At 67.5% G+C, this 26,342-nt stretch carries 27 protein-coding genes and 3 pseudogenes; 10 read left to right on the top strand and 20 right to left on the bottom strand.

Features of this window, described 5'->3' with window-relative positions; all coding sequences use genetic code 11:
* Positions 1-596: 596 nt before the first annotated feature.
* From ACE101_RS13680 to ACE101_RS13670, 3 genes are all read right to left on the bottom strand, one after another.
* Positions 597-725: a hypothetical protein gene (locus tag ACE101_RS13680; protein WP_379130233.1), complete on the bottom strand. Its 129-nt coding sequence runs from the start codon at positions 723-725 to the stop codon at positions 597-599.
* 476 nt (positions 726-1,201) lie between these two features.
* Positions 1,202-1,834 (bottom strand): SGNH/GDSL hydrolase family protein, encoded by a 633-nt coding sequence (locus tag ACE101_RS13675; RefSeq protein WP_379130230.1) that lies wholly within the window; start codon positions 1,832-1,834, stop codon positions 1,202-1,204.
* An 83-nt stretch (positions 1,835-1,917) separates the two neighbouring features.
* Positions 1,918-2,076 carry a hypothetical protein gene (locus ACE101_RS13670; RefSeq protein WP_379130227.1) on the bottom strand — a complete coding sequence of 53 codons (159 nt, stop codon included), beginning with the start codon at positions 2,074-2,076 and terminating at the stop codon, positions 1,918-1,920.
* A gap of 79 nt (positions 2,077-2,155) precedes the next feature.
* Here ACE101_RS13670 and ACE101_RS13665 point away from each other — a divergent pair, with 79 nt between their 5' ends.
* Entirely contained in the window at positions 2,156-2,653 is a 498-nt protein-coding gene (locus tag ACE101_RS13665; RefSeq protein ID WP_379130224.1) for a hypothetical protein, read from the top strand.
* Positions 2,654-2,885: 232 nt separating this feature from the next.
* Positions 2,886-3,260 (top strand): MmcQ/YjbR family DNA-binding protein, encoded by a 375-nt coding sequence (locus ACE101_RS13660; protein ID WP_379130221.1) that lies wholly within the window; start codon positions 2,886-2,888, stop codon positions 3,258-3,260.
* Positions 3,261-3,344: 84 nt separating this feature from the next.
* Here the strand turns inward: ACE101_RS13660 and ACE101_RS13655 are convergent, their stop codons facing one another.
* Positions 3,345-4,550: an ABC transporter substrate-binding protein gene (locus ACE101_RS13655; RefSeq protein ID WP_379130218.1), complete on the bottom strand. Its 1,206-nt coding sequence runs from the start codon at positions 4,548-4,550 to the stop codon at positions 3,345-3,347.
* A gap of 345 nt (positions 4,551-4,895) precedes the next feature.
* Here ACE101_RS13655 and ACE101_RS13650 point away from each other — a divergent pair, with 345 nt between their 5' ends.
* Both ACE101_RS13650 and ACE101_RS13645 read left to right on the top strand, forming a co-directional pair.
* The gene (locus tag ACE101_RS13650; RefSeq protein ID WP_379130216.1) at positions 4,896-5,672 is read left to right on the top strand and encodes an SDR family oxidoreductase; all 777 of its coding nucleotides are present in this window, start codon (positions 4,896-4,898) and stop codon (positions 5,670-5,672) included.
* Positions 5,673-5,879: 207 nt separating this feature from the next.
* Positions 5,880-6,062, top strand: coding sequence for a hypothetical protein (locus ACE101_RS13645; protein ID WP_379130213.1), 183 nt, complete (start codon positions 5,880-5,882; stop codon positions 6,060-6,062).
* Positions 6,063-6,478: 416 nt separating this feature from the next.
* On the opposite strand, the gene ACE101_RS13640 is transcribed toward ACE101_RS13645, so the two are convergent.
* Entirely contained in the window at positions 6,479-6,889 is a 411-nt protein-coding gene (locus tag ACE101_RS13640) for a hypothetical protein (protein WP_379130210.1), read from the bottom strand.
* A gap of 720 nt (positions 6,890-7,609) precedes the next feature.
* Between ACE101_RS13640 and ACE101_RS13635 the strand changes: the two are divergent.
* A pseudogene (locus tag ACE101_RS13635) lies at positions 7,610-7,990 on the top strand (DUF308 domain-containing protein); the annotation flags it as partial.
* A 620-nt stretch (positions 7,991-8,610) separates the two neighbouring features.
* On the opposite strand, the gene ACE101_RS13630 reads toward ACE101_RS13635, so the two are convergent.
* Complete coding sequence (locus ACE101_RS13630) at positions 8,611-9,090, bottom strand: hypothetical protein (protein WP_379130207.1); 480 nt, start codon at positions 9,088-9,090, stop codon at positions 8,611-8,613.
* Positions 9,091-9,384: 294 nt separating this feature from the next.
* On the opposite strand from ACE101_RS13630, the gene ACE101_RS13625 reads away from it, so the two are divergent.
* Entirely contained in the window at positions 9,385-10,155 is a 771-nt protein-coding gene (locus ACE101_RS13625) for a potassium channel family protein (RefSeq protein WP_379138664.1), read from the top strand.
* A 376-nt stretch (positions 10,156-10,531) separates the two neighbouring features.
* Here the strand turns inward: ACE101_RS13625 and ACE101_RS13620 are convergent, their stop codons facing one another.
* Genes ACE101_RS13620 through ACE101_RS13605 form a run of 4 tightly spaced genes read right to left on the bottom strand, consistent with a single transcriptional unit; the run spans position 10,532 to position 14,386 of the window.
* The gene (locus ACE101_RS13620) at positions 10,532-11,887 is read right to left on the bottom strand and encodes an NAD(P)/FAD-dependent oxidoreductase (RefSeq protein ID WP_379130204.1); all 1,356 of its coding nucleotides are present in this window, start codon (positions 11,885-11,887) and stop codon (positions 10,532-10,534) included.
* A 37-nt stretch (positions 11,888-11,924) separates the two neighbouring features.
* Positions 11,925-12,338, bottom strand: coding sequence for a hypothetical protein (locus ACE101_RS13615; RefSeq protein WP_379130202.1), 414 nt, complete (start codon positions 12,336-12,338; stop codon positions 11,925-11,927).
* A 51-nt stretch (positions 12,339-12,389) separates the two neighbouring features.
* On the bottom strand, positions 12,390-13,046 hold the full coding sequence (locus tag ACE101_RS13610; RefSeq protein WP_379130199.1) for a response regulator: 657 nt from the start codon (positions 13,044-13,046) through the stop codon (positions 12,390-12,392).
* Positions 13,043-14,386 (bottom strand): histidine kinase, encoded by a 1,344-nt coding sequence (locus ACE101_RS13605; RefSeq protein WP_379130197.1) that lies wholly within the window; start codon positions 14,384-14,386, stop codon positions 13,043-13,045. Before ACE101_RS13605 ends, ACE101_RS13610 begins: the two co-directional genes overlap by 4 nt.
* Positions 14,387-14,577: 191 nt before the next feature.
* Here ACE101_RS13605 and ACE101_RS13600 point away from each other — a divergent pair, with 191 nt between their 5' ends.
* Entirely contained in the window at positions 14,578-15,483 is a 906-nt protein-coding gene (locus ACE101_RS13600) for an MBL fold metallo-hydrolase (RefSeq protein WP_379130195.1), read from the top strand.
* Positions 15,484-15,637: 154 nt separating this feature from the next.
* Here the strand turns inward: ACE101_RS13600 and ACE101_RS13595 are convergent, their stop codons facing one another.
* Positions 15,638-15,841 (bottom strand): hypothetical protein, encoded by a 204-nt coding sequence (locus ACE101_RS13595; protein ID WP_379130192.1) that lies wholly within the window; start codon positions 15,839-15,841, stop codon positions 15,638-15,640.
* A 187-nt stretch (positions 15,842-16,028) separates the two neighbouring features.
* On the opposite strand from ACE101_RS13595, the pseudogene ACE101_RS13590 reads away from it, so the two are divergent.
* Positions 16,029-16,229 (top strand): annotated as a pseudogene (locus tag ACE101_RS13590) (transposase domain-containing protein); the annotation flags it as partial.
* Between the two features lie 136 nt (positions 16,230-16,365).
* Here ACE101_RS13590 and ACE101_RS13585 read toward each other — a convergent pair.
* From ACE101_RS13585 to ACE101_RS13565, 5 genes are all read right to left on the bottom strand, one after another.
* A complete protein-coding gene (locus tag ACE101_RS13585) occupies positions 16,366-16,914 on the bottom strand; it encodes an inorganic diphosphatase (RefSeq protein WP_379130189.1) in 549 nt (182 codons plus the stop codon).
* 457 nt (positions 16,915-17,371) lie between these two features.
* Entirely contained in the window at positions 17,372-20,227 is a 2,856-nt protein-coding gene (locus ACE101_RS13580; protein ID WP_379130186.1) for a GDSL-type esterase/lipase family protein, read from the bottom strand.
* A gap of 409 nt (positions 20,228-20,636) precedes the next feature.
* Positions 20,637-21,161, bottom strand: a complete 525-nt coding sequence (locus tag ACE101_RS13575) for a DUF1993 domain-containing protein (protein WP_379130184.1) — start codon at positions 21,159-21,161, stop codon at positions 20,637-20,639.
* 11 nt (positions 21,162-21,172) lie between these two features.
* Complete coding sequence (locus tag ACE101_RS13570; protein WP_379130181.1) at positions 21,173-21,874, bottom strand: SDR family NAD(P)-dependent oxidoreductase; 702 nt, start codon at positions 21,872-21,874, stop codon at positions 21,173-21,175.
* 29 nt (positions 21,875-21,903) lie between these two features.
* A complete protein-coding gene (locus ACE101_RS13565) occupies positions 21,904-22,449 on the bottom strand; it encodes a TetR family transcriptional regulator (RefSeq protein ID WP_379130179.1) in 546 nt (181 codons plus the stop codon).
* A 155-nt stretch (positions 22,450-22,604) separates the two neighbouring features.
* Between ACE101_RS13565 and ACE101_RS13560 the strand changes: the two genes are divergently transcribed.
* A complete protein-coding gene (locus tag ACE101_RS13560) occupies positions 22,605-23,234 on the top strand; it encodes an NAD(P)H-binding protein (protein ID WP_379130177.1) in 630 nt (209 codons plus the stop codon).
* Between the two features lie 179 nt (positions 23,235-23,413).
* A pseudogene (locus ACE101_RS13555) lies at positions 23,414-23,569 on the top strand (LysR family transcriptional regulator); the annotation flags it as partial.
* 38 nt (positions 23,570-23,607) lie between these two features.
* On the opposite strand, the gene ACE101_RS13550 reads toward ACE101_RS13555, so the two are convergent.
* The 4 genes from ACE101_RS13550 to fdh3B all read right to left on the bottom strand — a co-directional run bounded on the left by ACE101_RS13550 (position 23,608) and on the right by fdh3B (position 26,338).
* On the bottom strand, positions 23,608-24,165 hold the full coding sequence (locus ACE101_RS13550) for a hypothetical protein (protein WP_379130175.1): 558 nt from the start codon (positions 24,163-24,165) through the stop codon (positions 23,608-23,610).
* Positions 24,166-24,221: 56 nt separating this feature from the next.
* A complete protein-coding gene (locus ACE101_RS13545) occupies positions 24,222-24,407 on the bottom strand; it encodes a hypothetical protein (RefSeq protein ID WP_379130173.1) in 186 nt (61 codons plus the stop codon).
* Between the two features lie 186 nt (positions 24,408-24,593).
* Entirely contained in the window at positions 24,594-25,631 is a 1,038-nt protein-coding gene (locus tag ACE101_RS13540) for a formate dehydrogenase subunit gamma (protein ID WP_379130171.1), read from the bottom strand.
* A gap of 110 nt (positions 25,632-25,741) precedes the next feature.
* Positions 25,742-26,338, bottom strand: coding sequence for a formate dehydrogenase FDH3 subunit beta (gene fdh3B, locus ACE101_RS13535; protein WP_379130169.1), 597 nt, complete (start codon positions 26,336-26,338; stop codon positions 25,742-25,744).
* Positions 26,339-26,342 lie beyond the last annotated feature (4 nt).

The raw sequence follows: 26,342 nt of genomic DNA, 5'->3' as shown, positions 1-26,342 counted from the left end.
GCGAGAGCAAGCAGCCCGTCGGCTGCTTGCGCCCAACCACCAGGCGGGCGGGTGCCTCCGGACAGAGCGCCGCGCCCAACCCCACAGCATTCATGCTCGGCAACGCCACGCCCGCGCGATGCTCGCCAAGGACGCGTCGGAGCCCCAGAACCGTATGGCGGTTCAGACTGCGATCCTGCCAACCAGACTGGCATGTATATGAGTCAACAACTGACACCGGCGACGACAATCAACTCAGGTCCGCCGCCCACCGTCTACGACAGTGAAGGCCGGCCTGGATCTCTCGTTGATTTCGGCCTTGAGAAGCCGAAGAAAGTGACTCGCTTCATGGGGTAATTCTCTTATAATTTCATCGATCCTGGCACAAATCTCATTGTCGGGCAGGGACTTGGAGGATCTGATCGCCCGAAGAGTGTAATCGAAATGATTACTCATTCTAGACTTCAAGATCAATGCACCATCAGGCGCGAGATCCTGCTTCCAGCTATCCATTGTGTATCCGTTTCAGGCTTGAGGCTCACCGGAGCAGGGGACGTCCTCGTGCGTGCCAAATCACGATATGATGCCGGCCAGCCTCGATCCACTCGAATCCCGCTTCAGCGCGGGAAATAGCTGAAGCCGACGTAACCGACGAGAGCAATGACGATCACCAGGAGGGCAATCCCCAGCAATGCAGGACGCACAGTGTTGGTTGTTCTCTCGGGCTTATCGCTGGGCAAGTCCATGGCAGATCCTTGTTGTGCTTGACTGAAATCGACCAAGCGCTTTCCACGGCTCCTTGTTCCCAGGCTCGATTTGGTCGAGATGCCGCATTATGCGACGCGCCCTCGGCCATAACGGTCCGATGCCGCTGCCTGTCCGTGCGGCGTGCCCCGCCTGACACAGAGCGCGGCCGCATTCGCGTTCGAAGTTCGGCACCGTGCGCGGCGTTTTGCGTCCACCGCCAAGGCGCAAGGCCGCCGCCACAATCGTTCAGCGATGCCGCGTCGCTGAGAGCATGGCAGGTGCCCGTATCCTGGGTCTGCCCGCAAGGCTCTCACCATCCCGTACCGGCGAGGCGTCAGCTCCCGGCGCGCAACGCCCCATCTGGGTGGGCGCTCTTGTCTGGTGGGCGCTCTTGCCTGATGGGGCGCTCTTGGGGCGTATCCGTGGCGGCAGGGACAGGAGATCCGGATCAGGTGGCGGGTCCATCGGGGGCGCCTCAGGGCCGCACGAAGACGAGGCCGCGCGACTGCCCCGCCGCCTCGCGCAAAAACGCCGCGATCGTTGCCGCGATCTTCTCGCCGCCCCTGACCGAGGGCTCGATCGGATTGGCGAAATCCGCATCCTCGTCGCAGAGTACCCGCAGATCGAGGAGCGCGAGGCCCCGCGCGGCGGCCTCGCGCGTCACCGCGTCGTTGAGGACCGCCAGTGCCGTCGCGGCGACGCGCCGCCGGGCGGGGTCGGGATAGCGCGGCTCGTAGATGGTGCAGATCGCGGTCGGGCGCCCGTGCGCCAGCACGGCGTCCAGCATCGCCCGGTAATCCGCCCGGAAGCGGTCCTGCGCGGTGGCGAGAGCATCGAGCACCTCCGTCACCGATCGCGCCGGGCCGTCGAGCACGCCGGATGCCCGCAGGGCGTCGTTGCCGCCCGCGCTGACCACGAGATGGGTGGCCTCCGCCGGCAATCGCGCGAGCTGGCGCGGCACGTCCGTCAGCACCGCCCCGTCGACGGCCAGCAGCGTCGCGTGGCCGCCCGGCAGCAGGGGGCGCAGCTGGCGGACCACGTCGGGGCCGCCGCGCACGTAGGCGCCGTTGTCGAAGACGGAATCACCGAGCAGAACCGCGTGCGTCATGGGCCTCTCGTGGGTCGGGTGCGGCCACGCTCCCCGTGCGAGGAGGAGGGCGGGCAGCGCCAGGATCTCGCGCCGGCACGGCATCACCCGATCGGGAAACCGGTCGGCGCGGTCGCCACCCGCTCCGGCTCCCCGTGACGCCGCCAGTGCGTGGCCTCGGGCAGCCGCGCGATCCGGCCCTGCTCGCGCCGTTCCAGGCAGGCGGTGACCAGGGACAGATCGGGATCGGGCCAAGCGTCCATGACGGCTCCCGCTGCTGGGAGGGGCAACGCGCCCCGCCGCCCGGGGATCCGGCGACGGGCCGGGCGCGTTGCCGGGGCGATGCAGCTCCATCTCGATTGCGACGGCGTGCTGGCGGATTTCGATGAGGGCGCGGCGCGGGTGCTCGGCTGCCCACCGCGCGAGTATCAGCGCCGCCACGGCCTCGCCCGGTTCTGGGCGGCGCTCGCCCGCGCCCCCGACTTCTACGGCCGCCTCCCGCTCCTGCCGGATGCCGAGACGCTGTTCCGCGCCGTACGGGCGCTCGACCCGATCATCCTGACCGGCTGCCCGCGCGGGAACTGGGCGCAGGCGCAGAAGGAGCGCTGGGCCGCCAAGCACTTCCCCGGCACGCGCCTCATCACCTGCATGGCGGTCGACAAGCGTCGCCATTGCCGCCCGGGCGACGTGCTGATCGACGACACGCCCATGCATCGGCACCTCTGGGAGAGGGCGGGCGGCACGTTCATCCTGCACCGGTCCGCCCGCCGCTCGCTGGAGTTGCTGGCAGCTCTCCTGCCGGACGGCCTCCCCCCGGACGACGGGGATCGTGCAGCGTGAACGCCGCGTCGGGCACGACCGTGCCGCCGCCCGCGGCGAAGATCTCCGCGACCGCCAGCGCGGTCTGCGTTCGGACTGCGTCGAGAGGGCCGGGGAGGACCCCCACCGGACATGCGAGGTGCGGTCCCTCCGCCGCGGTCCCTCGCAGCAGGGCCGCATCGGCGATGTCGCGCCGGAACGCGGCACGCCGGGCTTGCCGCGGTGTGGCACGGGGGTGAGCAGGCGGGCGTGCATGCGGAAGGAGATCAGGCCTCGGAAACCCTCGATCTGGTTCGAGGTTGCCCGGCGAGCCGCCCGCGGGCTCCCCGGTGTCGCGGAGCAGGAGACTGCGGACGGACCCGTCTTCCGGGTCGGCCGGCGGCGGCTCGCGTGGCTCGCGGCGGACGGCGTATCGCTGGTGGTGCCGATCGGGGAGGACGAACGCGAGATGCTGGTCGCCGCCGAGCCCCGAACGTTCGCGGCCGCGGGCCACGCGAATGGGCGCCCGCTGATGCGGGTCCACTTGGCCTATGTGGACGCGGGCAGCCTCGCGCGCCTGCTCGCGCAGGCCTGCCGGGATCTCGCCTTGCGGCGGGTCAAGCGATCGCGGGCCAGCACGGCGTCGTAGGGGTTCCGCGTCCCGGGCCCGGCGGCGCCGGCAGGGAGGGCCCGGCACCGTCTGTGCCATCCCGTGCCGGACCGCCTTGAGCCGTCAGGACTTCCCGACGAGCGGGCAGCCCCCCTGGCTCATGGGTTTGAAGGCCTGATCACCGGGGATCGTCGCGAGCTTGTTGTAGAGATCCCACGGCCCTTTCGAGTCGCCCGGAGCCTTGACCTCGAATAAGTACATGTCGTGGATCTTGCGGCCGTCCGCCCGGATGGAGCCCTTGCCGAACAGCGGGTCATCGGTCGGATTGGCCTTCATCCATTCCATAACGACCTTCGCGTCCTTCGACTTCGTCGCCGCAACCGCTTTCAAGTAATGCAGCAGCCCCGCATACACTCCGGCTTGGTTCATGGTCGGCATGTTGCCGTTCGCGCGTTTCGCGAAGCGTTCCGAGAACGCCCGGGTGCCCGCGTTCAGGTCCCAATAGAAGGATTCCGTGAGCACCAAGCCTTGCGCGGTCTCAAGCCCGAGCGCCTTGGCATCGAGCACGTAGAAGAGCAGCGCCGCGAGCTTCTGCCCGCCCTGTGTGATGCCGAATTCGCGCGCCTGCTTAACGGCATTGATCGTGTCGCCGCCCGCATTCGCGAGCCCGATCACCTTGGCGCCGGAACCCTGCGCCTGAAGCAGGAAGGACGAGAAGTCGCTGGCTGGAAACGGCACCTTGGCGGAGCCGACGACCTTGCCACCGTTCCGCGTGACGACGGCGGCGGTCTCGTTCTGGAGCGATTGGCCGAAAGCGTAATCTGCCGTCAGGAAGAACCAAGTATCACCGCCGCGCTTGATCATGGCACTGCCGGTGCCGTTCGCGAGGGCGTAGGTGTCATAGGTCCAATGCACGGTGTTGGGAGAGCACTGCGCCCCGGTCAGGTCGGTGCTGCCGGCACCCGAGTCGATGAAAATCTTGTTTTTCTCACGCGTGATCTGGCTGACTGCGAGCGCTACCGACGATGTCGGCACGTCCAGGATCGCATCGACGCCTTCCCTGTCATACCATTGCCGTGCGATGCCGGCGCCGATATCCGGCTTGTTCTGGTGGTCGGCGGATACGATGTCGACGCGCACATCCTTACTGATGGCGGCGAAATCCTCGGCGGCAAGCTGCGCTGCAACGACGGAGCCTTTGCCGCCGATGTCCGAATAGACGCCAGACATGTCGTTCAGGACGCCGACCTTGACGCTGGTCTGCGCCAAGCCGGGTACCACCGATAGCGCCAGACATCCGGCGGACAGCAGCAATCGCTTCAGGTTCATTGATGTTGCCTCCCGACATACGCTTGTTCTCGGGGCAGAAGGTACCACCCAGCCGACATCGTCAAGCTCGACGATTGCGGCGGCCGCTCGGGTCGGCCTCGTTGCGGCCCTCCGCTCCTGGGCGGCACCTCGCTGGTCCGGCGTACCCGCCCCCGAACCCATCTCCTCGATGATCCGGCAGACCGGGCGGATGTGTCGGGCGGCGGGTTCGGCGCTCCACGCGTTGCTCCGGCCGCCCTGACGGGTGCCCCTTGGCGACACCCCGACTGCCGCGGCGGCGCTCTCCTCGGGAGAGGCCGGCGTGCCCCTGTGATAGATGATTATGCCGGTGACGGGAGGTGTGACATGGACATGGAGCTTTCGGGCTTGCGCGTGCTGGTGACGGCTGGCGCGAACGGCATAGGGCTGGAGATTGCCAAGGCCTTCCATGAGGAGGGTGCGCGCGTTCACGTCTGCGATGTCGACGATGCCGCTCTTGCGGAACTCGGCTCCATGCATCCCGGGCTGTCGTGGACCCGGGCCGACGTGACGGATCGAGCGGATGTGGCGCGCCTCTTCGACGAAGCCGGTTCGGCGCTCGGCGGCCTCGACGTTCTCGTCAACAATGCCGGCATCGCGGGCCCCACCGGAACGGTCGAGGAGATCAATCCGGAGGATTGGGACCGCTGTCTGGCCGTTTGTCTGACGGGGCAATTCAACTGCGTTCGTCTCGCGGTGCCGGCTCTCAAAGCGAGTGCCAATGGATCCATCATCAACGTGTCGTCGGTCGCCGGGCGTTTCGGTTTCGCGATGCGCACGCCCTACGCGAGCGCGAAATGGGGTGTGATCGGCTTCACGAAATCGCTGGCGAGGGAACTCGGCGAGTTCGGCGTTCGCGTGAATGCCGTGCTCCCGGGGATCGTATCCGGCGACCGTCAGCGCCGCGTACTTGAGGCGAAGGCGCAGCAACTGGGAACCACCTTTGCCGATATGGAGCGACGCGCCTTCGCGAATGCTTCGATCAAGGAATACGTCACCGCGCGCCAGATTGCGGATCAGATCCTTTTTCTGGCCTCACCCCGCGGACGCACGATCTCCGGCCAAGCCATCTCCATCGATGGTGATCTCCAGATGTTGGCTTGATCGACCGATGGCGGCCATCGCCCAGCGACACATCGCGCTGAATCCGCTGCGCAAGGACGTGACCGCGGCCTAGGATTCGCTCCCGGGGGCCGTCGGCAGGCGATGGACGGCACCCCGATGTGCCGCCGACGCGGCACATCGCATCGCTCCGCGAACCCGCTGGCACCGGGGGACTTGTCAGCCTGCCATCAGCGATAGGAGGCGTGCATGGCCGAGACGAAGAAGCCCCTCAATCCCATGGAGCGGGAGGAGAACATCGGCATCAAGGACGGCAGCAGCCACGCCGACGAGGCCGTCACGAGCAGCCGGCACGGGACGCCGGGGCAGCAGGACGCCAAGCGGCCTGACGAGCAACGGCAGCCCACGGGAGACGGGTCCGGCAAGGCTTAGAGCATTTTCCGACGAAGTGGATCCCGGTTCGTCGCAGAAAATGCGGTAAAATCAAAGACCTGGAGCGGCGCCTGATTGCAACGTGATCGGGCACCGCCCTAGCCGGCGACCGTGGCACGGTCGGTGCGGCGAGAGGTGTCACTCTCTGCCGCCCCGGCAGCTCTCCTGGCTTGGTGAGGCTTGCCGGGAGGTCCGGCGGCGGCGGTCCCCTCCAGCACGCGCTCCGACAGCCCTCAAGCCTGGCGCGGCCGCGCTCCTGTGCCGAGGACCGATGCCCCCGGAACTTGGCTTCGAGACGCGCAATCTCACAGGATCAGGCTGAACGTACCTGCGCCTCGCCGCCGGAGGCCGAGATGGTCGATCGCCCCCGCATCCCCCGGTCGACGGCTGCATCCCTCCGGGGAGGACGGCATCCATCAGGGATCGTTGCCCTGTTGCGCGGGCCGTTCGTCGGCGGCTGCCGCGTTGCGCGGTGCTTCCTCCGCTTGGCTGCCACCATCCCGCCCGTGGCCGGGGGCGCTTCCGATGGGGAGCGTGCCGTCCGCCCTGCGGTCGGTGCCGCCAATGCGGGCCGCGTTGCTCGTCAATCCGTGTTCGATGTCGGCTCCCTGGATGGCTGTGATGTTCTCCAACCGTCGATTGGTCCCACCTCCACCTTCCGCTTCTCCGAGATCGCCTGCGCGTTCGCTCCCGCGGGCGACCGGCATCGGCTCCGGGCGCCTCGTGGGGGACAGCGCCCAGGCCTCCTCCGGGACGCGCTGGCGAATGGAATACAGCATCAGCCCGGGCAGCCCGCAGGCGAGAATGAGGAAGAGTATGAAACCCATTGCCGTCACCACCTGATCGACTGCCCGAATCCTCGACGACAACCGATCGGAGCGGCACTGCGTTCCGAGGCTTCAATCGGAGCGAGCAAGAAACCGTGAAGCAGCACTATGAATTACCCGTATCGACACATTCTTTTGCAATTTTACAATGAACGGAATGCGCATGGCCGGGCCGCTCCGCATCGGTCATTTGACGTACATTCTGGCTCGAAGATTGGGACAAGGAACGAAAAGAGCCCGCTCAGCCGAAGCTGGCGGGCTCAGTTTCTCTCTGCGACGGGTCTCATCGCAGAGCCAAGGCTGCCGTTTGCTTGTGGCGAAAAGAAGCCCGCCGCGGCGGTGCCGGGCGGGTCGGAGGTCGTGCTCGACTGCCTTCAGGGAGGAAGACAGACTATGGGTGTGTCTCATGGACTAATTACAATCTGAAAGTGCATTTTTGGATGCGGCCTAGCCGCGGTGGAACTGGGCGGCCGGTGGGGGGGGGCGGCCGCCGAGGCGTCCCAGCGCGTCCTGCTCGCCTCCGGGATCTGCGGCGAGAAGGCGATGCGGTTGGCATGGAGGTGCAAGAGCGTGAGAGCGCAAAGCCCTGCCAGGACGATGCCGGGCGGGTTTGACGTCACGTCTCGAGCCGACACCGGGATGCTTGGCCTCAGAGCGCTTCGCAGCAGCCGGTGGCGTCTTCCGAAGAGCCTCCCAAGAGACGGCGCGACATGGGGAAGGGGCGGCTTTGCCAGGAACCCGAGCCAAGCTCTCAACGTGGCGGTCAGCTCCCTCACGGCCGCCGCCGTCGCCGGTGCGCTCGGGCAGAGCCTGCATGCGGTTCTGGCGGTCTTCGGAGCCTGGGCGATCGTCTCCGGCCTGCTGCAGCTTGCGACCGGTGTGCGTCGCTGGAAGGCAGGCGCCCAATGGGCGATGGTCCTGAGCGGGGCGCAGCCGGCGCTCGCCGGAGCCCACTTCCTCCAGAGGGCCGGCGGTGCCCCCACGGTCGGGATCGCCGATGTCACCCCCTACGCCGCATTCGGTGCCTTCGACGTCCTGGTCTCGGCCGTTTGGATGACGGTTGCGCTGGCGCGGAGTGCCTCCGTGCAGCGCGCCACCTGACGCCCCAGTGCGAAGCAGCGGACGCCGAATGCCCGGCGGAGCGGATGCGGGCTGCCAATTCCTTCGATCCGTGGGAGATCCGGCTCCAGCACGGTGCGCCGGGTGGGGAAGAGCGGGATCACGGGCAGTCTCCCTGGGCGACCGGGCCGGCCGCGACGGCTCCGCGGACGGTCCGCCGGGTGGGCCGCGGCAAAGCGCAGCGCTTGCGGCGCACGGCGGGGCGCGAAGCCCCGGGCGAGGCGGCAGGTCTGGAGGTCAAGCCGACCATCCTCGTGAGAGGGGGGCGTGAGCCGCTCACCTGCCATCACAGCCGTGTGGACAGGGGAGTGTGCCATTCCGACTTGGCTCAGGTGGGACATTCCAACTTTGCGCCTACAGCCAGGATTCGCATAAGCAACATTATGGAATGCAGCCGACCTGCGGCGCTCGTGCGCAAGTGTCAGGTCCGAGCGGCCTTGAGCGATGATCGAGATGGGCAGGCCCCCTCGCCGTGCGGAGCCGGGGCTCAAGCGCCTGCCCCGCTGCCCATGGATCGCGCTTTGTCGGCCAGATCCTCGCAAGATCCCGTTGCCCGGGAACGCCACCAGCCCGAAACGCTGGCTGGCTTTGACGGGGAGCCGCTACCTGCGCGTCCGGGAGAGGCGCGGTCGCCAGATGCCGAACACGACGTTGAACGTCGCGACTGCGAGCAGCACCCACAACGTGCTCCGCTCAGCCCAGAGCGATCCGGCGAGCGTCGCTGGATCAACGTGGCCCGCCAGCGCACCAGCGCTGTGATCGGCCTCCCGCTGCATCGGCCCCTGGACGCCCACGAACCCGTACTCGAACATCAGGATGCCGCTGGCGAGCTTCACCCAAGCCCAGCCCGCATCGTGGAAGGCGCGGTTCAGCGCAATCGCTAACAGGCCGGCCACCAGCGTAAGTGCGAGCGACGGGAGGAAGATCCACGTGGCGACGGCGGCCATCGCTCGGCGCATGAGTGCGTAGCCGGCCAGAGCGGTTGGCGGGGGAGTGACACTCAACAGCACGACGAGGGACGCCATCGCGCCCATCAGGCCGATGGCCCCCATCGTGTGAAGAAACTTCATCAAGCGTCGCAATGTCTTGCCATCGGCCCCGCAGCAGCGGGCTGACAGCCTACGGGAGCCGGCGCGCAAGCAGGATTCAAATTCTCGTGCCAATTCTCGTGCCAAGGACGAAGCCCTCCCGGCGTGCCGGTTTCGACGCTCACTTCCGGCCCGACCCGGGCTCTCCGCCCGCGCTGATCCTCACCAGCGCTGTTGATCGAGGCTGACCCGCTCATCCCAGCCGCGTGGCATCTCGGCGGTGGATCGGGCCGCGCCCGAGGAACGTTCATGCTCCCGGACCCCGGGGCGGCGGAAGCGTGTGTGCACATGGCAAGTCTGAGGCAGAGGCTGCAGGAGCTTTACGAGGGCGACAGCGACCGCGCTCACCGATTCCGTTACGGCCTGCTCGCCTTCGATCTGGCCACCCTTCTGTTCATCGTCCTGTCCTCCTTCATGCCCCGTCAGCCGATGGTCGAGGGTGTCGACGTCCTGATCGGTATCGCAGTGGCTGCCGACTTCCTCTCGCGGCTGGCGATCTGCCCACGGCCGGCGCGAGAGTTCCTGCGGCCGACGACTTGGGCGGATCTGGCGGCGATCGCCTCGTTCCTGGCCCCCATCGTCGGCGAAGGCGCGGGCTTCCTGCGCATCCTGCGCACCCTGCGGCTGCTGCGGACCTACCAGCTCCTCGACCGGCTGCGAGCGGACTTTCCGTTCTTCCGCCGCAACGAGGAGGTGATCATCGCAGTGGTGAACCTCGTGGTGTTCATCTTCCTCATGACGAGTATCGTCTACGCGACCCAGCACCACTCCAACCCGAACATCGGCAACTACGTCGATGCGCTGTACTTCACCGTGACCTCGCTGACGACGACGGGCTACGGCGACGTGACCCTGCAGGGGACGGGAGGGCGTCTGATCTCGGTCGTGGTGATGATCTGCGGCGTCACGCTGTTCCTGCGCCTCGCCCAAGTCCTGTTCCGGCCCTACAAGGTACGCTTCCAGTGCCCGACCTGCGGCCTGCAGCGGCACGAGCCGGATGCGGTGCACTGCAAGGCCTGCGGCACCCTGCTCAACATTCCCGACGAAGGCTCGGATTGAGCCGGATCGGCGCCGGTGCCGGGTGCGCGCCGCATCGGATGACGATCCAGAGCGGCGCCCCGAGCACGGCGCAATCGGGCGCTGCTCCAGGCTTTTGATTCTAAGGCATTTTCTGCGACGAACCGGTATCCGCTTCGTCGGACAAGGCTCTATCCTCGGGCGCCCGGCCGCCCTCGTAGACCGAGCTCGAGGTCGTCGGAGACGGCTGAGCGATGCGCAGGACCCATCCCGGACCGGCGAGCGCTGTTCGTGCCGGAATGCGGCTTGCGGAAGCGGCATGGCCGGCGCTCGATGGCCGGCTTCCGTCTTCAGCGTGAGGACAAGGGAGTTGAGGCTCATGGCCGGTGACCCGTGAACACCGGTTGCGCCACGCCCCTCAGCCCCAGACGCCGCCTCTTTGAGGAGCGGTCCCGGCGTTCTCGGCAGGAGCGGCAGCCGATGGCCGTCCCGACGACCCTGCTGGTTCGGCCTCAGCCGGGCCTGCATTGGCTGGTTGAGTGATCAATCGAGACCGGCGCCCGAAGGTCACGTAGTCCCACATCCAGCTGAATGCGACGGCAATGCGGTTGCGCAGACCTATCAGAAAGTACACATGCGCGACGCCCCAGAAGAGCCATCCCAGGAAGCCTCTCAGGGTCAGCCAGCGCAGCTTGACCACCGCCGCCTTTCGGCCGATGGTCGCAAGATCCCCGTGATGCCGATACTGAAAAGGTCCCGGAGCACGGTCACCCATGACGCGGGCTGCGATCACAGAAGCGGCGTAGCGGCCCATCTGCTTGGCGGCCGGTGCTATCCCCGGAACGGATTTTCCATCTGCGTCCGCAACTGCGGCTGTGTCGCCGATGACGAAGATCTCGGGAAAGCCTGGGACGGACAGATCGGGCAACACCTTGACGCGACCGGCCCGGTCACGGTCTGCGCCGAGCCAATCGGCAGCAGCCGAGGCCGCAACGCCGGCTGCCCACACGATCGCCCCGGCCCGGATCACGTGATCGCCGATGGAGACACCCTCCGGGCCGATGGCCGATACCGCCCGGCCAGTGAGAACTTCGACACCGCGCCGTTCCAACGCATCTTTGGCATACCGACTGAGGTCTTCCGGGAACGCAGCAAGGATGCGCGGGCCTGCCTCGACCAGGAGCACGCGCGCTCGCGCCGGGTCGATGTTGCGAAAGTCGTGCGGCAGGGCGTCACGGGCCATGTCCGCGATCGCTCCCGCCATCTCGACCCCGGTCGGGCCGCCACCGACGATCACGAACGTGGTGAGGGCCTCCCGACGCTGGGCGTCAATCTCCAGCTCGGCATGCTCGAACGCGATCAGAATGCGGCGCCTGATCTCGGTGGCATCCTCGATCCGCTTCAACCCCGGGGCATAAGGCGCCCATTCTTCATGGCCAAAGTACGCGTGAGTGGCTCCGGTCGCGACGATCAGCTGATCGTAGGGAAACGAGCCGCCATCAGCGGTCACCACGCGGCGCTCGGTGTCGATCCCGTCGACATTCGTCATCAGCACACGGACGTTTCGCTGACCTGAGAGGATCCCCCGGATCGGCCATGCGACGTCTGCCGGCGTCAGAGCAGCTGTCGCGACTTGGTAAAGCAGCGGTTGGAAGCAGTGATGGTTCTGCCGATCGAGGAGCGTAATCGCGACAGGGACGCGTTCCAGCCCCTTGGCGGCCTCCAGGCCGGCGAAGCCCCCGCCGAGGATGATGACGCGACAGGCATCGGCCATGAGCGATCCCGATCCAATGCGGGCCAACGGGTGCTCTCTAGTCTGGTTCCAGATGCCAGGGTCCATCGTTCGCAAGCCGACACTCCAATGAACGGATCATGCCGAGTTCCTTGAAGGGCCGCGCTTCAAGCGAGATAACATGGGTTGGGGCCTGTCGTTCCGATGTGTTTGTACTGTCCCCGGTCAATGATTGTACAAGGTCGACATGGACGAACTGGTTCACGCTGGGCTTTGAGCGCGCTCCGGTGGGTGGCGGCGGGAACAGCACGACCGGAGCAAGGCCGAACGTCCACGGGAAGAGTTCCCCAGGGCGCGACGCCGCCGCTTCGGTGCGGGCGAAGCCGCCGGGACGGAACGACGGAGGCTCCTGCCGATCCTGCTGCGCGGTGGAACGGTCGAGGCCGGCGGAGCCGCAGCGGCCGGCAACCCAGCCGACGACGCGGGCCGCCACGCTTTGGATGCCGATCCACCCGTCGCAGCCGTCAGCATGGACGCGCGACCCTCACGAGGACGGCTCCGCATCCGGAGCCGCCACCAGACCGGCCCCGGCCGCGATCCAGACCAAGTGGGCATCGGTGCGTGCGCCGAGCTTCGCCTTGATCAGAGACTGGGTGTTGTGGATGGTCTTGCGGCTGAGGCAGAGGGCCTCGGCGATCGCCCCGGCTGACGCGCCGGCCGCCGTGAGAGCCAGGATCTCCACCTCGCGCGGGGAGAGTCCGTCGAGGGCCGAGCGCCCGCCCGAGGCCTGCGCTTCGGCGAGGGCGCGCGCGATGTCGGCGCTCATCGCCCGCGCGCCGTGCAGCACCGCCGCGACCGCCTCGATCAGCTCACGCGGCGGGCTCGCCTTGGTGACGTAGCCGGACGCCCCCGCCGCGAAGGCCTTCGCGGCCACCGCCGCGCTCTCGCGCATCGTGAACACGAGAATGCGGGCCTGCCGGTCCCATTGCCGGATGTGCCGGATCGCCTCGATGCCGCCCGGCCCCGGCAAGGACAGGTCCAGAATCACCAGGCTGGGCGCGTGCAGCTTGTAGAGGCGGTAAGCCTCCGCGGCGCTGTCGGCCTCCGCCACGACGCTGAGGCCGGGCTGGCGCTCCAGCAGGCGGCGGTAGCCCTCGCGCACCACCGGGTGATCGTCGACGAGCAGGATCGTGGCGCTCACGGCATCCCCCGGGCGGGTGCCGGGATCACTGCGCAGGCCCGCAATCCGCTCCCCGTGCCGGCGAGGCTCAGGGAGCCGCCAAGGGCGGCGAGGCGTTCGCGCACGCCGAGGAGGCCGCGCCCGGGCGATGTGCAGGCGCGCCCGGCATCACCGCCTCCATCGTCGTCCACGACGAGCGTGACGCCGCCCCCGGCTCCCGCCGCGCGGCGCACCCGTACGAAGACCCGGCCCGGCCGCCCGTGGCGGACGGCGTTGGTGAGGAATTCCTGAGCGATCCGATAGAGGCTCACCGCGGTCGCGGGCGGCAGGTCGGTGAGGTCGCCGGCCACATCGATGTGGAATTCCGTCGGGCGGCCCTTCGCGGTCCAGCCCGCCACGAGCGCCCGCAGGCTGCCCTCCAGGCCGAGATCCTCGATCTCCGGCGGCTCCAAGCGCGCGAGGGCGCCGCGCAGGGTTTCCATCATCCGGGCGGCGTTGCGGCCGATGGCGAGCGCATCGGCGCGCAGGTCCGGCCGCTCGTCCGCCCCCGCGGCCACCGCGTCCGCCAGCGCTCCCGTGGCGGTGAGGCACTGCCCGAACTCATCGTGCAGGTCCCGGGCGAGCGCGCGGCGCTCCTCCTCCTGCACCTGGAACAGCTGCAGCGTGAGGGCGCGGCGCTCCGCCTCCGTGCGCGCCAGCCGCTCGGCCATGGCGTTGAAGGCGGCAGCGATGCGGTCGAACTCGCCGATCCGGAAGGCCGGCAGCCGGGCGCCCGCGCGGCCGGCCTCCAGCGCCCGCAGGCCCTCCACGATCCGCCCCGCCGGGGCGAGGAGCCGGCTCGCCGCGAGGCCGATGAGGAGCATCATCGCCCCGGCCAGCCCGGCCGCCGTGCCGGCGAGGGTGCGGACCTGCCGCCACGCCCGCGCGGCCGAAGCGTCGGGCTCGGGCCACGCCATCACGGTGCCGATTTTCCGCCCCCGATAGGCGATGGCGCGCGCGGAGGTGGCGCCCACGCCGGCCGGAAAGGCAGCGCGAAACCAGGCCGGCGCCTCGTCGCCCCCCTCCCAGCCGCCGCAGACGCGCCGGGGCGCCTCGGCCGCGAGGGCGATCTCCGCGCAGATGCCCGGCAGCAGGCTCAGAATCGCAGGCGCCGCCCCTTCCGCGGGGTGCGCCACAGGAGAGGCGCCCGCGCTGCCGAGCCCGGGCTGCCGCCCGAGCTGCCCGGCGATCCTCGCGGCGGAGGTCTCGACATCGGCGTGCAGGCCCTGCCGGACCTCGACCGCGATCCAGGCGATCCCGCCCGCCAGGCAGAGCAGCGCGGCGAGCAGGACGTGGCAGGCGAGGCGCGTCGGGAGGCTCATGGGCAGGCTCATGCGCAGGGGCGCAGCTTCGTGGCGGGACATCCGCATCTTGGCCCTGCACACCGCCGCTTCCGCAAGCCATGCCGCTGCGGGTCGGGAAGAATGCCCGGCTGCCCGCGGGACGGCGTCCCTGGCGCATCGAGTCCCGACCCGGAATGCTCGCGATCTCCGTACCCATCGAGAGATTTGCCATGTCTCCCATGCCGTCGCGTCGCGCGCTCCTCGCCGGCACCGCCGCCCTCGCGCTCGCACCGCGGGCCCGCGCCGGAGACGACGCTCCCTTGCGCATCGGCTCCTTCACGGTGAAGCGGCTGCAGGATGGACTCTTCCCCCTTGAACCCCGGATGATCCCGGGCGCCGAGAGTGAGGAAGGGCGGGTGCTGCTGGCGCGTGCCGGCCTTCCTCCGGCCGGCCCTTCGGCCGAGCCCGTCAACGCCTTCCTGGTCCGCCAGCAGGACCGGGCATGGCTGCTCGACGCGGGCTGCGGCACGGTGTTCGGGCCGGGCTTCGACCGGGTGGCCGGCGCGCTCGCCACGGAGGGCATTGATCCGGCGCGCATCGAGGCGGTGTGGCTCACCCACCTGCATGCCGACCATGCGGGCGGGCTCCTGACGCCGGAGGGCCGTGCCCGCTTTCCCGCCGCCGAACTCGTCCTGCAGGAGGCCGAGGCCGCCTACTGGGGCGATCCCGCCTCACGGGCGCGGGCACCCGCCGAGATGGCGCTGTTCTTCGACACGGCTCAGGCTGTCCTCGCAGCCTATGCGGATCGGTTGCGTCGGGTGCGCGGCGAAGCCGTCCTCGCACCGGGCGCGGCCTTCCTGCCACTGCCCGGCCATACGCCGGGCCACGCAGGCGTGACGCTGGAGGACGGGACCGATCGCCTCCTGATCTGGGGCGATGTGGTCCATTCCCGCATCCTGCAGTTCCCGCATCCCGACTGGACCGTGATCTGGGACGCCGACAAGGCTCAAGCGGAGGCCACGCGACGAGGCATCTTCGACCGCGCCGCGGCCGAGGGGCTGACCGTGGCCGGGATGCATCTGGCCGCCCGCGGCCGGGTGGAGAGACGGGGCGGCGGTTACGCCTTCACGGTCTGATCGCCCCCTGCTCTGCGCTGGAGACGGCAGACCCTGCGCCCGCCCGGCCTTGCCACGCGGACGCTTCCTCGTCGGACGCCGCGCAGCCGGCCGGAAGGGGGGTAACGACTGGCGGGGCCCCCAGCCTCCGCCAATGAGATCACGGGATTGGTGCTTACCAGCGCCCGCCCGCCACGGAGTGCAGACTCCGCTCGACGGCAGCGAGCGCGCTGGCTTCAGCCTTGGCTTCAGTCGGGTGTGGACGATCGGAGCGCTCGACGAGCTTGCCATTCTTGCGGATGGCCCACTGGAATTGCCCGGCCGGCTTGGCGATGGGCGAGATCTCGATCGTGTAGGGAGTGAACGTGCTATCTTGCATAGGCCCTATATGGGAGCTGAGGCGGCCATTGTCATCCGGACGTTCGATCGCATCATCCTGAGCGAGAGCGGCCCCCGATCACGGTGCAATCGGACGCTGCTCTAGGCCTTTGATTTCGCGGCAGTTTCTGCGACGATCCGGTATCCGCTTCGTCGGAACATGCTCGAGATGCGGCAGGATTGTGGCTGGGCCGGCGCGCGGCGGCGCTGAACATGCCGGTCGAACGGTCAAGCCCGACGCGGTCGATCCCTGGGCTTGGCTGGCCGACGTGCTGGCCCGACCGCGTGCTCACCCTGCCCGGCGGATCGACGAGGTCCTGCCCTTGGACTGGACGTCTCCCCAGCCGTGGCCGTCACCAGATTCCGGAATCCTGGTGTTCTTCTCATAAAAAACTCGACCCACGGAGTGTTCACGGTGAGAGCTTATCTTTCATGATCCGCGGGTTAATGAACTCTCTGCGACCGCTGTTAATGAACTCTCTGCGACCGCTTATACATGGCGGTTGCGTCAGCATGGCGGTTGCGTCAGGTGTTTTCAAACGCGGCGACTCCCTTCTTGATGAGCTTGCCGGCAGCCTTGGCGCCAACGCGCTGCTTCACCCTGAATTCCTTCCCGTGCAGCTTGTTGTAGCGCTCGAAGAACTCCTCGATCCTGGTAAGCAGACCGGCGTCGAGATCGTCGAGATCGTGCGCCTTCTCGTAGGCGTGCGCGTGGATCGGCACCGTGATCAGCCGATCGTTTCGCTCCCACTCTCCGTCCTGCTCGCGTTCCTCCGCCTCGATCGCAGCCACAAGGCGCACGGTCACTTTCGTGCCCACCGAGAGCGTCTCGTCCAGCAAAACGATGGCGTCGAGCGGATCGCCGTCGTCGCCGCGTGTCGAGGGCACGAAGCCGAAGTCGACCGGAAAGGTCATGCCCTTGGGCAGTACGAATTTCAGCGTGAAGGTTCCAATCTCCGGATCGTAGGCGTACTTGCTGCGACTATCCTTCGGCGTCTCGATGATGACGGTGAGATCGCCCGAATCGTTGTCATACGTTCTGATGCGGTCCAGAGAGCGGCGGTTCTTCGACATGGCACCTCCAGATGTCGACGGATCGTGATACCATCGATCGCGCGTCGCACGGTACACTACGCTCTCAGCGGCCGCTCATCACGACTCATTCCACGGCGATCTCACGGGGCCGGCTCAACGGGGAAATGTGTCAGTCCGAGGTGGCTCAAGTCGGAGGTTTCAGCTTCGCGCCTATAGTCGGGATTCGAGGCCGCGGACTCTCGCCTCTTCCCCCTCGCCGGCCCTGCTGCCGAGATCCGTCAGGGCGATCCGCGTCATCGCAGCCGCCATATGCGGACGGGGGCTCAAGCCGAGGGATGAGCCCGGTGAGGCGAGCCGACAGCCTCGGCATCAGCCGCTACTGACGGGGAACACCATCCCTTCACCGGCCTCACTCCCTGCGTCGCCCCGTCCGGCCGCCTCCCTGTTCAGCGAGTCATACTCAAGCCCGGATGATCGATTGCTAGATATCTGGCGCTCAAGCGATGAACAGGATGTCGGATGCCGTGATCAAGGCCGGATTCGTCAGATTTTGCAGGACAACACTACCATTTCCGGTGGTGCCTGAGCCAATCGACGGGCCCCAGGCGATACTCACACTCCCATTTTGAAGGCTGATGGCCAGATCGGAAAACGAATCGACGCCTGTTCCGGATCGGCCAAATACAAGCTTATCAATATTATCTGTAAAATCCTGAACCGTGTCGTGCCCGCTATCGGCCGCCAGGAATTCTATTTTATCGGCCCCCGAGCCGGTAATCAGAACGTCGTTGCCGATTCCCCCGACGAGGGTATCGTCACCACCACCGCCATCGAGCCGATCATCGCCCTGACCGCCGCTCAGCCAGTCGTATCCGTTTCCTCCACTCAGCTGATTGCTCCGGCTGTCTCCAAGCAACAAATCGTTATTGGGACTTCCAGTTACGTCCACCACGCTCGTGCCAATCGTGTTCAGCGGAGGTGGATTTGGCGGATTGTTCTTCACTGCCGATGCCCAAATCCCGGCAATCCTTTGATAAGCCTGTTCGTTTGGGTGAATGCCATCGAAGAGATCGGCAGTCGTAAATCCTGCCATTTCCACCAAGCTGACATTCTGTCCGTCCGCAATGGCATTCGAGACATCCGCTCGGATCACGTTGTTGACGGCGTTGACCTTGCCTGTCGTATCGGCCGCGACCGGCAACAGGGTGGCAACGTAGACGTGCGTGGCCGAGTTGCGCGCCGTTATATCGTCGAGCATCGCGGCGAGTTCCGGGCCGACCGTATTCTGCGGATTGGTCGATTGCAGGACATCGTTGGTGCCGACCATCAGCAAGACGGCGTCGAGCGTGTAGCTTGGCAGCAGGCCCGAGAGGATCTCGTGAAGATCTGTTGATCTTTCGCCTGGGAAGCCGGCGTGGTCGGGATCAGGGACGTTGCCGTTGGAGTTCGGGCCCACCATGTCGAACAGCGTCCCGGCGGCCACCATGTCCGACCAGAAGTAGCCGCGGTATCCATGCTCATCCGTACCCGACGGAGAATCGCCGTTGGTGATCGAGTCTCCGAAGGGCATGAGTGTCTGGGCCGAGGACCACGCGCCGGCGCTGAGATCGACGGAGACGCCGCGGGTTGCCGTCGCAAAGCTCAAGGGGGTTCCGGCCGGGGTTGAAGCGACCGAGAACGCGAAGCTGCGCGCGACCGGAACCGACCCGTCCTCGTTGCCGTCCTCGACGCTCACCGAGAAGGACGCCGAGGTGGTCGCGGCGCCGTTGTGACGGAAGGCCACTTGGCCGGCCGCGAGCTGTTGCCCCGTGAAGGTCGCGGCGGCGGTGCCGTTGACCAGGATGCTGCCGTTGACCTGATTGCTGATGCTGAAGGTCACCCCGGAGGCGGTGTCGTCAGGATCGGTGTAGGAGAGATCGGCAGAGGTGATCGTGTAGGTTGCCCCGGCTGCGATGGTGGCCTGCAGATCGCCGGTCAGGACCGGCGGGCTGTTGGTGACCGCTCCAAACGTTATCGTGGCCGTCGCAGCCCCGACGGGCTGGCCGCCATTGGCGGTGCCATCTCCGTCATTGAGCGTCCACGTCACTTGCCGCGTCAGCCTGGATGGAGACGCAGAGGTATTCGCGTAGCTGATATACTGCAGCAGCTTCTGTACCCGCGCGAGCGTCGCGTTCGCGTTGGTGAAGGCGATGGTGAGGTCGGATCCGTTGGCACCGCCTGAAACGCTGCCGATCGAAACCCCATCGATGCTCACTGTGGTTCCGGACAGGGCCACTCCGTTATAGGTTGCGATGCGCAGCTGATCACTCGTGGTTCCGTTCGCTGTGAAGGCGACGCGCAGCGTGCCGCCATTGAAGTTGGGCGAATCACCATCTGCCAACGTCGCGTCAGGAGCGATCTCGGTCATCGGGTCGCCCAGGACATAGGCGACCGCGATGCTGGTGCCGGCGGCCGTGCCATTGAGGTCCATCAGTGGCGCATCGTTGATGGGCTCCACGGTGATGAGCGCGTCGCGCGCAATGCTGGACCCGCTTCCGTCGCTCGCGGTAATGCGGACAGATCTGGCCGTGATGGTGGGATTATCTCTGCGGTTGCTGTAGATAACCCCCCGAAGCAGATCTTGATAAGTCGATTTGGTCGCCGTGCCGGTGATCGTCAATGCGCCATTGGCGGCATTGTAGCCGACCGTCAGACCCGCACCGGCCGCCGCCGCTGCCGCGGCGCTGCTCAGAGCCAGCGACTCGTTCGCATTGCCATCCGGCCGAGACAGCAATGTCGCTGTGAGCGTCGTAAAGTGCGTCGAGTCTGGATCCGACAGCATCGCATCCGGCGCGACCACGGTCGACATCTGCTCAAGGAAGCGAACTGTCGATGTGTTGCCGGACGCGCTCCCATTCAGATCGATCGTCGGCACATCATTGACGGCGGTCACCGTTATGGCTTCGGTACGGATCACCCCAGCCAGATCGAACGAGAGATTCTGGGCTGCCGTCGGGGCATCGCTCGTGTTCGTATAGGTCAGGTTTCTGACTAGCGTCTGAACTGAAGCCGCGGTGGCATTGGAATTAAACGTGAAAACGAGAGGCGATCCGCCGCTCCCGCCTGATTTCGTAGCGATCAGAACATTGCTAACACTGATATTGTTTCCGGAGATTGAGACACCGGTTGCGAAGCCGATCTGCACTTCCGGCAGCAAGCCGGCCACCGTCAGGGTTTGGCCACTGAAAGTGCCGGAAGCCGTTAGTACGGCATTCGGCGCCAGTAGGATGGCAGCGGCATTCTCCTGATATGACCGTGCAGCATTGAAGCCTGAGCTTGCGCCATCGAGATCGAAGAGCGAGATGGTTGCCATGCCGACACCTCCCGAGGCGCTAAGCCAATCAGGCTTTTGCATGGTCCGTAACACTTCAGATTGGCCGTCAAAATACCTCGTTGTGGGTACGTCAGGTCATGAAAGAGATCTTTGTGAGTAATTTTCCATGTCGAGGTGGTGTATTGAGTGCTACCTTCCTTCCTGCGCCCCCTGAAGCGCCCGATCCGCCATCGGAGCAGTTTACGTTTGTGACGAACTATTCCCGGGTGTCGTAACTGAGCCCCAACCGTTGCGCACGAGCGCCTGCCGGACGACCGGGACGGTCCCGAGCCGAGCAGGCCGGTCTCGGGACGGCTGCGACGCCGCAGGCGGCGAGTTCCCATGGGTCCGGATCCCTTGCGGTCCGCACCAGCACGGTCCGCGACGATCGTCGCGGCGCCGCCGCTGTTCAACGCGCGCCAGCGCCTTCGTAGGGTCCGAGATAGTCCCGCTTGCCAACCGGCACACCCTTGTGGCGCAGGATGTCGTAGGCGGTCGTGACGTGAAAGAAGAAGTTCGGCAGCGCGAACTGGAAGAGGTAGCGGTCGCCCCGCAGCGTCCACTTGTTCGCGCCGCCGCCGAACGTCACCGTCCGGGCCTCGCTCCCAGCGTAGGATTCCGGTGCGACCGTGCTCAGATAGGCGATCGTCTTCGCGCAGCGCTCCCGGAGCTGGTCGAACGTCGTCTCGTCGTCCGCGAAGGACGGCGCCTGCAGGCCGGTGAGCCGGGCCGCGCCGAACTTCGCGGTATCGGAGGCCCGCTGCACCTGCCCGGCCAGCGTCAGCATGTCGGGAGCCAATCGCGCCTCGACATAGGTCGAGAGCGCGGCGCCGGTCTCGCTCGCATGCGCCTCTGCTTTGTCGAGCAGGGTCGAGAGAATCGTCAGCCCACGCGTGAAGACCGGCACGGAGGCGTCGAACAGGGAGACAGACATGCAGATTCCCGTCAGAAGGTCTCGACCCAAGGGCGCAGGTCGAGCTCGAAGGTCCAAGCGTCCCGGGGCTGGCGCAGCAGGTCGAGATAGGCCTGCGCTACGCCGTCGGGCGACAGGGTGGAATCGGGCTTCTCGGCCGGGTCCGGGCGAGTGGCGCTGCGCACGCCGCCATCCACCACGATGTGCGCGACGTGGATGCCCTTCGGCCCCAACTCGCGGGCGGCGCTCTGGGCGAGACCCCGCAGCGCGAACTTGCCCATCGCGAAGGCTGCCGAGCCGGCATAGCCCTTCAGTCCCGCGGTCGCCCCGGTCAGCAGGATCGCGCCCCTGCCCTGCGGCACCATGCGACGGACGGCCTGCTGCACGGTCAGGAAGGCGCCGAAGGCCGTGACCTCGACGGCCTTGCGGACCGCGTCCGGATCAAGTTCGGCCAGCGGTCCGCGCAGGCGCCCGCTCGCGTTGTAGATCACGACGTCCGGCGGCCCGAACTGCTCGTCGAGCGTCTCGAAGAGTTGCCGGATCGCGGCCGGGTCGGCGGCATCGGCCGCAACCGTCAGGGCGCCCGTTTCCGCCGCGAGGGCGGTGAGCTTGGTCGTGTTGCGGGCCGCCAGTGCGACCTTCAGCCCGGCGCCCGCGAGCTGCCGCGCGAGCGACGCGCTGATGCCCGCCCCGGCTCCGACGATGAGGGCGTTGGTGTAGGGAATGTCCGGCATCGTCCTGTGCTCCTCCGGTTCCGGTCCGCTCACCGCTGTCGCAGCGTTGCGCGCGCCGCGTCCAGCAGCTCTCCGACGAGCTGCTCATCGTCCATGGCCCGGGCCAGGATCAGAGCCCCGACCAGGGTCGACAGGGTGGCCAGCGCCCGTTGGCGTCGTCGCTCGGCCGAACCCGGCGGCAGGAGGTTGCCGATCAGGTCGGCGAAGCGCCGCACGCCTTGCGTGAACCGGCGACGCACGGCGCTGTCCGGCGCCTCCCGGGCCACGTCGTTGGCGAGCGCGGCGATGGGACAGCCGCCCCCGGGCGAGCCCACGTGCTCGGAGGAGAGGTACTCGGCCACGAGGCTCTCGAAATCGCCGCGGCGGTCCCGGTCGAGCGCGCAGTCGAACGCCTCGCCCGCCAGCGCGTCCTTGTTGGCGAATTGCCCGTAGAAGCCGCCATGCGTCAGGCCGGCCGCCGCCATGATGTCGGCCACCCCGACCCCGTGCAGGCCGCGCTCGCGGAACAGGGACGCGGCGGCCTCGACCACCCGCTGCCGATTGCGCTTGGCCTGCTCCTGAGAAACCCGTGGCATGACGTGCCCTCGCCTGCTCCAGCCCTCATATAAATTATGTTCGTCATTTAAAGAAGAGCCCGGCGTCCCGGTCGTGGTGGATCCGGGCGATGAGGACCAGGATCGTGCGCACGAGAGTGCCCGACAGGCCCATGGGGCAACGCAGGAGAGCGCGCATGAAGCTGCTGGTGCTGGGAGCGACGGGCTTGGTCGGGCGCCACGTCCTCGCGCTGTCCCTGGAGGATGCGCGCGTCGAGGCCGTGATCGCCCCCGCGCGGCGCGCCCTCCCCGCGCACCCGAAGCTCACCGCCCCCGTCGTCGATTTCGACCGCCTGCCTGCGGACGCGGACTGGTGGTGCGCCGACGCGGTCATCTGCGCGCTCGGCACCACCATCCGCGCAGCAGGGTCGCGAGCGGCGTTTCGAAAGGTCGATCACGATTACCCGCTGGCCGTCGCCCGCGCGGCGAAGGCTCGCGGCGCGTCGACCTTCGTGCTGATCTCGGCGATGAGCGCCGACCCGGCCTCACGGTTCTTCTACTCCCGGGTGAAGGGTGAGGTGGAGCGGGATTTGGCCGCGCTCGGGTTGCGATCGCTCACCCTCGTGCGGCCCGCCCTGATCGGTGGCGAGCGCAGCGAGCCGCGTCCGGCCGAACGCGCCGGATCCGCCGTGCTGGGGCTGCTCCGCCCCCTCCTCCCGATGGCTTTGCGCATCAATCCGGCTCGGAGGATCGCGCGCGCCGCGCTGGAAGCCGCGCTGGCCGGCTTGCCGGGCACGCGCGTCATCCGGTCGGCCGAGCTGACCTGAGCCGGTCGTGACTCCCGCGCCCGGCCCTTTCACGCCGATGACGGCGATCCGGCCATCATCTCCGTCGTCTTCGGGGAGGTGATAGGATAGGCCCGCGCCTGCGCGGTGCCCCTCACCCACAAGCCGGCGGGGCGAGGGCGCAGACGCATGCCACTGCGCACCGGCGAGAATTCCGGCCGCGCGACGGCGAGATCGTTCGCATCGATCCCAGCGGCCCGCTCATCGTGCGGGTCGGCGCCGCCACCGATCTCGCGGTCGACGCAGCGGTCGCAGGTGTCGGCATCCTCACCCTGTTCGAGGACTGGCTACAGCCTCCTCTCACCCGCGACGCCGTGTCGGCTGCCGGAACGTCGGTTCCAGCGGGCGTCGTATTCTAGCGGGCGTAGTACTTGGGATCGAGTGCCGCGAGCGCGAGGAGCGGGGGTGGGAGCGCGACCCCGGAGACGCGCATCGCGCGCGCGGCCGCGCGGCAGCCGAGCTGATCGTCGGCAGCGGCGGCGGTCTCGACCCGCGCGATCATGGCGTCGTCCGGCCGTGGCGCGGGCGCGGGAACACCGGCTGCGGGTGCGTTCTTCGCAGCCGCGTTCGCCCGCGCATGCTCGGGATTGGATCCCGTTCCGAGCGGCTTATCACCCGTCGTCGGGCCGCTCAGACCGGCTTTCTGCTGGACGTCGCCACCTGCGGACGAGGGGGCGCCCTGGCTCTGACCGGAGGGGTTGGAAACGGCCGTCGCCTGCTGCGGCGGGGTCACGGCCGCCTGTTTCGCCGGCTCCGGCTGCTTCACGAAGGCGAGGAGTTCGTGACAGAGATTGGCGGGCGGGTTCGATGCCCTGGACGGTCCGCCGGCCTCCTGAGCGGCGGCACCGCCGATGGCCAGGAGGATGCTCGCCAGGCTCGCTGCCGCCAGCAGATCGATCACGGGGCGCTTCATCGGTCAGGCTCCCTCAAACATGCGTCTCCGGATGGCCGCTTCATCCGCTGCGAATCTCAGGAGCGCTTCGGCCGGGAGGCTGCGCCCTCGGCCTTGCCGCGCGGCTCCCCCGCATACTCGTCGGGGGACGGGTCGCCATCCCATCGCGGTCCGACGAGATTGGTCCCGGGTTCGGAGACCCGTGCGCCCGAGGTGGCGAACGCCTGATACGCGAATTTCTGATTGCTCGTGAGCGCCAGCATGGCTCCGACTCCGAGCAGGACGGCGGTGATCACGCCGGCGATAAACGCTTTCATCGTTGCAGCTCCCGATCGGGCACAGCTCTCAGCTCCTGATTGGAGGCGCTTCGTTTCGCCGAACCGGCTTCCGCTTCGGCGGGACGCGCTTCGGCCCTGCGCACGCGACGTCGACCGGCCCTCCCCTGTCCATCACTCGGCCGGTGCGGCCCGGGTGCCGAGCTGCGGACCGCTCGCGGTGCGCGCCTGCTCCTGCTCGACCCACAGGTCGTGGTGCGCGCGCGCCCAGGCAAGGTCGACCTCCCCGCTGCCCATCGCGTCGTAGGCGCCCTTCATGCCGAGAGTGCCGATGTAGATATGGGCCAGGATGCCGGCGATGAACACGACGCCGATCAGAGCATGGATCACCTGCATGACCTGCATCCCGTTGACGTCGAGCAGCGCGAAGGGGAACAGCATCATCAGGCCGGTGACGCCCATCGCCGCGCCGAACCCCGCCACCATCCAGAACACGCCTTTCTGGCCTGCGTTAAAGCGGCCGGCATGCGGGTGCCGATTGCCGATGATGCCGCCGCCCGCCTTGAGCCACTCCCAGTCGACCCGGTTGGGGATGTTGTCCCTGATCCAGACGACCACCATGAAAATCACGCCCAGCATGAACGGCCATGCCAGATAGACGTGGCTGTACTTCGCCCACTGCGCCAGCGCACCGAACGCGTCGGCGCCGATGAGCGGCATCAGAAGGCGCTTCCCGAAGATGTAATTCAGGCCGGACAACGACAGGACGATGAAGCACACCGCCGTCATCCAGTGCGTAAAGCGCTCGAAGGCGTTGAAGCGGAGGATTTTCTTGCCGGATTCCTGGCTGTGCTCGGTGATGATCCGGCCGCGCCAGAGGAAGAACACCGCGAGCGCGCCGAGCATGCCGAGGATCACGAGACCCCCGATCCAAGGCAGCCAGCCCTCGCGGAACATCTGATACGTGCGGCCCTGCGGCTGGATCAGGTTGGCGGCCTTGCGGTCCGGGATGCTGATGCGGCCGCTGATCGTCGGGCTCTGCTTGAACAGGAACTCCTCGTTGACCGAGTCGGCGGTGGGCTTGGCGCCCATGGGGTTCTGACCGTCGGCCTGGATCGGGTTCTGCGCGTGCGCAACCCTGCCGGCGCTCGGCAGAGCCCAGAGCGTCGCCGCCACCAGAAGAGTGCTGAGAAGCGTCAATGCCCGCCGCATGGGCGTTCCTTTCAGGTCGGTCGGGGAAGCCGCAGGTGCTTCCCGCTGATCCGGTGTGCGGTGCGCCCCTGGCCGGACCGGCTTGCGCGTCGGCCAAGGTGCATCCGCGATCAGAGTGCGATGGTCTCGCGATAGGCGGTCTTCCAGCCCCACGCGCCCGAACCGTAGCCCCGCTTGATCACCCGCTGCTTGTAGATCTCGGCGATCATCTCACCGTCGCCGGCGAGCAAGGCCTTGGTCGAGCACATCTCGGCGCAGAGCGGCAGCTTGCCCTCGGCAAGGCGGTTCGAGCCGTACTTCTCGTACTCGGCCGTCGAGAAATCCGGCTCCGGCCCGCCCGAGCAGTAGGTGCATTTGTCCATCTTGCCTCGGGAGCCGAAATTCCCGACGCGGGGATATTGCGGCGCGCCGAACGGGCAGGCGTAGAAGCAGTAGCCGCAACCGATACAGATGTCCTTGGAGTGCAGCACCACCGCGTCGGCGGTGGTGTAGAAGCAGTTCACCGGGCAGACAGCCGCACACGGTGCGTCGGTGCAGTGCATGCAAGCCATCGAGACCGAGCGCTCGCCGGGCTTGCCGTCGTTGAGGGTCACGACACGCCGCCGGTTGATGCCCCATGGCACCTCGTGCTCGTTCTTGCAGGCCGTCACGCAGGCATTGCACTCGATGCAGCGATCCGAGTCGCAGAGGAACTTCATGCGGGCCATTGTC

Origin of the sequence: Methylobacterium carpenticola (genome assembly GCF_042748905.1) — a bacterium.
GTDB lineage: Bacteria > Pseudomonadota > Alphaproteobacteria > Rhizobiales > Beijerinckiaceae > Methylobacterium > Methylobacterium carpenticola.
Note: the sequence above shows the minus strand (reverse complement) of the source record. Positions and strands in the feature narration are given on the sequence as shown.

What these genes read in the sequence shown, in the direction of transcription:
- ACE101_RS13550 (WP_379130175.1), bottom strand. Translation starts at nt 24,165, where the DNA reads ATGAAGCGCCCCGTGATCGATCTGCTGGCGGCAGCGAGCCTGGCGAGC.
- ACE101_RS13675 (WP_379130230.1), bottom strand. Translation starts at nt 1,834, where the DNA reads ATGACGCACGCGGTTCTGCTCGGTGATTCCGTCTTCGACAACGGCGCC.
- ACE101_RS13680 (WP_379130233.1), bottom strand. Translation starts at nt 725, where the DNA reads ATGGACTTGCCCAGCGATAAGCCCGAGAGAACAACCAACACTGTGCGT.
- fdh3B (WP_379130169.1), bottom strand. Translation starts at nt 26,338, where the DNA reads ATGGCCCGCATGAAGTTCCTCTGCGACTCGGATCGCTGCATCGAGTGC.
- ACE101_RS13565 (WP_379130179.1), bottom strand. Translation starts at nt 22,449, where the DNA reads ATGCCACGGGTTTCTCAGGAGCAGGCCAAGCGCAATCGGCAGCGGGTG.
- ACE101_RS13545 (WP_379130173.1), bottom strand. Translation starts at nt 24,407, where the DNA reads ATGCTGGCGCTCACGAGCAATCAGAAATTCGCGTATCAGGCGTTCGCC.
- ACE101_RS13560 (WP_379130177.1), top strand. Translation starts at nt 22,605, where the DNA reads ATGAAGCTGCTGGTGCTGGGAGCGACGGGCTTGGTCGGGCGCCACGTC.
- ACE101_RS13670 (WP_379130227.1), bottom strand. Translation starts at nt 2,076, where the DNA reads ATGGACGCTTGGCCCGATCCCGATCTGTCCCTGGTCACCGCCTGCCTG.
- ACE101_RS13580 (WP_379130186.1), bottom strand. Translation starts at nt 20,227, where the DNA reads ATGGCAACCATCTCGCTCTTCGATCTCGATGGCGCAAGCTCAGGCTTC.
- ACE101_RS13625 (WP_379138664.1), top strand. Translation starts at nt 9,385, where the DNA reads ATGGCAAGTCTGAGGCAGAGGCTGCAGGAGCTTTACGAGGGCGACAGC.
- ACE101_RS13600 (WP_379130195.1), top strand. Translation starts at nt 14,578, where the DNA reads ATGTCTCCCATGCCGTCGCGTCGCGCGCTCCTCGCCGGCACCGCCGCC.
- ACE101_RS13620 (WP_379130204.1), bottom strand. Translation starts at nt 11,887, where the DNA reads ATGGCCGATGCCTGTCGCGTCATCATCCTCGGCGGGGGCTTCGCCGGC.
- ACE101_RS13665 (WP_379130224.1), top strand. Translation starts at nt 2,156, where the DNA reads ATGCAGCTCCATCTCGATTGCGACGGCGTGCTGGCGGATTTCGATGAG.
- ACE101_RS13540 (WP_379130171.1), bottom strand. Translation starts at nt 25,631, where the DNA reads ATGCGGCGGGCATTGACGCTTCTCAGCACTCTTCTGGTGGCGGCGACG.
- ACE101_RS13650 (WP_379130216.1), top strand. Translation starts at nt 4,896, where the DNA reads ATGGACATGGAGCTTTCGGGCTTGCGCGTGCTGGTGACGGCTGGCGCG.
- ACE101_RS13595 (WP_379130192.1), bottom strand. Translation starts at nt 15,841, where the DNA reads ATGCAAGATAGCACGTTCACTCCCTACACGATCGAGATCTCGCCCATC.
- ACE101_RS13660 (WP_379130221.1), top strand. Translation starts at nt 2,886, where the DNA reads ATGCGGAAGGAGATCAGGCCTCGGAAACCCTCGATCTGGTTCGAGGTT.
- ACE101_RS13605 (WP_379130197.1), bottom strand. Translation starts at nt 14,386, where the DNA reads ATGAGCCTCCCGACGCGCCTCGCCTGCCACGTCCTGCTCGCCGCGCTG.
- ACE101_RS13570 (WP_379130181.1), bottom strand. Translation starts at nt 21,874, where the DNA reads ATGCCGGACATTCCCTACACCAACGCCCTCATCGTCGGAGCCGGGGCG.
- ACE101_RS13575 (WP_379130184.1), bottom strand. Translation starts at nt 21,161, where the DNA reads ATGTCTGTCTCCCTGTTCGACGCCTCCGTGCCGGTCTTCACGCGTGGG.
- ACE101_RS13645 (WP_379130213.1), top strand. Translation starts at nt 5,880, where the DNA reads ATGGCCGAGACGAAGAAGCCCCTCAATCCCATGGAGCGGGAGGAGAAC.
- ACE101_RS13655 (WP_379130218.1), bottom strand. Translation starts at nt 4,550, where the DNA reads ATGAACCTGAAGCGATTGCTGCTGTCCGCCGGATGTCTGGCGCTATCG.
- ACE101_RS13585 (WP_379130189.1), bottom strand. Translation starts at nt 16,914, where the DNA reads ATGTCGAAGAACCGCCGCTCTCTGGACCGCATCAGAACGTATGACAAC.
- ACE101_RS13640 (WP_379130210.1), bottom strand. Translation starts at nt 6,889, where the DNA reads ATGGGTTTCATACTCTTCCTCATTCTCGCCTGCGGGCTGCCCGGGCTG.